Below are 1,520 nucleotides of genomic sequence, written 5' to 3' on the forward strand. Positions count from 1 at the left end.
AAGGCGTCACCGGCGAACACGCTCCCGGCAACCGACCAGCGGCCGGGAGCGCCCTCGGGCCAGGCCAGGGCGATGCCATCCAGCGCGGCGTTGGCGTAGCGCGGCACATCGAAAGGCGCCTCGACGGCGGCGGCCAGCGTGCGGCCATGGGCGTCTGCCAGGTCGAGGGTTTCATTGCCCACTTCCCGGCTCACCAGGCGTGCGAGCGCCGCGCGGGCCTCGTCAACGCTCAAGGCATCGCTCTGCTCGGGGCCGCGCGTCATGGGCTCGGCCTTGCGCGCCGTGTGGCGCGATCGAGCTCCAGGCGCTGCTTGTGCGCTTCGTCGTTGAGATTGACGAAGTCGCCCGGCGCGTGCGCCATGTCGACATCGCAGCTCGCATGACGCTCGTACCAGCGCGTGAGCTTGCGCTCGCCGCTGGCCAGGAACGCGCGCAGGTCGTCGGCAAGCGACGTGTCGATCAGCGCGACCGTCGGGTGCCGGCGCTCGCCGTCGAAGGCAACGCCAATGCGCGCCGTGCCGATGCCGGCCACCAGGCGTTCGACCACGTCGTCCGGCAGCAGCGGCGTGTCGCAGGGCAGAACGACCAGCCAGGGCGTGGTCGCCGCCTCGAGACCGCTCAGCAGGCCCATGAGCGGGCCGTGAAAGCCGGACTCGAGGTCAGCGATCACGCGGTGGCCGAACAGCGCGTAGGCGTCCGCGTTGCGGTTGGCGCTGATCAACACTTCATGGACCCGGCCTTCGAGGCGGCCAAGCGAGTGGGTAAAGAGCGGCGCGCCCTCGAACGGATCGAGCCCCTTGTCACGCCCGCCCATGCGGCGGCCTTCGCCGCCGGCCAGGACCAGGCCGGTCAGTTCGTCCTTCGCGATCATGGGCTTCGCGATCATGAGAGTACCTTCGCCGGGGGTGAGTGGGGCGGTGCACGCATTTGGACTCGACGTGCCGCTTGAAGTGCCATGTTCGCAATCGTCGCGGCGTTTTTAAAGGGCGTCTTTGCTATGCTGGCGAACATCAGCCGTTCAAGGAGACATCATGCAAGCGTTCGATGAATTTGACCAGACGACCCGCACCGAGCTCGAGGCGGCCGCCTTTCGCCGGCTCCTCGCCCATCTCGACGACAACAAGGACGTCCAGAACATCGATCTGATGATCCTGGCGGACTTCTGTCGCAACTGCCTCTCCAAGTGGCTGGTGAGCGCCGCCGAGGCGCGCGGTGAAACCCTCGACCTCGAGGCCGCGCGGCAGTACGTCTACGGCATGCCCTACAGCGAATGGAAGGCGCACTACCAGGGCGAGGCGACGCCCGAGCAGCTGGCGGCCCTCGAGGCGCGCCAGGCCCAGAAACGCGCGAAGGAGTGACCCCGTGGACGCCATGCAAGCGCTGAACATCGCGGTGTTGACCGTCTCGGACACGCGCGGCGAGGAGAGCGACACCTCCGGCCAGCTGCTGGTCGAGCGGCTCGAGGGCGCCGGCCACCGGCTGGCGGAAAAACGCATCGTGGTCGATGACAAGTACCGCAT

Annotated in this window: 2 protein-coding genes and 2 pseudogenes; 2 read left to right on the forward strand and 2 right to left on the reverse strand. The window is 68.2% G+C overall.

Translation table 11 applies throughout. The features are described from left to right. Nucleotides 1-263, reverse strand: a pseudogene (locus tag BIS11_RS17290) (hypothetical protein); the annotation flags it as partial. After that, the gene (mobA, locus tag BIS11_RS17295; protein ID WP_253418468.1) at nt 260-871 is read right to left on the reverse strand and encodes a molybdenum cofactor guanylyltransferase MobA; all 612 of its coding nucleotides are present in this window, start codon (nt 869-871) and stop codon (nt 260-262) included. The gene mobA and the pseudogene BIS11_RS17290, both read right to left, overlap by 4 nt. A 160-nt stretch (nt 872-1,031) precedes the next feature. Between mobA and BIS11_RS17300 the strand changes: the two genes are divergently transcribed. Both BIS11_RS17300 and BIS11_RS17305 read left to right on the forward strand, forming a co-directional pair. Beyond that, nucleotides 1,032-1,358 (forward strand): DUF1244 domain-containing protein, encoded by a 327-nt coding sequence (locus tag BIS11_RS17300; RefSeq protein WP_253418418.1) that lies wholly within the window; start codon nt 1,032-1,034, stop codon nt 1,356-1,358. A gap of 13 nt (nt 1,359-1,371) precedes the next feature. Continuing rightward, a pseudogene (locus tag BIS11_RS17305) lies at nt 1,372-1,520 on the forward strand (molybdopterin-binding protein); the annotation flags it as partial.

The sequence above is a fragment of the Halomonas sp. 707D4 genome, from assembly GCF_024158685.1.
Classification (GTDB): Bacteria; Pseudomonadota; Gammaproteobacteria; order Pseudomonadales; family Halomonadaceae; genus Vreelandella.